Source organism: Halomonas marinisediminis, assembly GCF_004347715.1.
Classification (GTDB): Bacteria; Pseudomonadota; Gammaproteobacteria; order Pseudomonadales; family Halomonadaceae; genus Halomonas; species Halomonas icarae.
Window position 1 is genome coordinate 1 of sequence record NZ_SLTR01000161.1, and the last position, 323, is coordinate 323.

Genomic DNA, 323 nt, shown 5'->3' on the forward strand with positions numbered 1-323 from the left:
CGGAGGAGCCATGCTCCCCGGTCACCAGGTTGCGCGCACGCTGCGCCCCTTCGCGCAAGGGGCCGGGCAGGCTGCGTTCCACGCCCTCGGCCAGTTCCTTCAAGGCATAGAGCGGGCCAGACGAGGCCAGATCGCTGAGATAGGTGGACATCGCGCCCGTGGGCGGGGCGATGGACATCTCGTTGTCGTTCAGGATCACGAAGAGGCGGCGCTTCTCGGAGCCCGCGTTGTTCATCGCCTCGTAGGCCATGCCGGCGCTGATCGAGCCGTCGCCGATCACCGCGATGGCGTCGCCGGTGGGCCCGCCCAGGTCGCGCGCCGTG

At 70.0% G+C, this 323-nt stretch carries 1 protein-coding gene; it reads right to left on the reverse strand.

All coding sequences use genetic code 11. The features are described 5' to 3' along the window. Positions 1-323: 1-deoxy-D-xylulose-5-phosphate synthase N-terminal domain-containing protein (locus E0702_RS16210; protein WP_306766931.1), on the reverse strand; the 323-nt coding region annotated here is incomplete at both ends.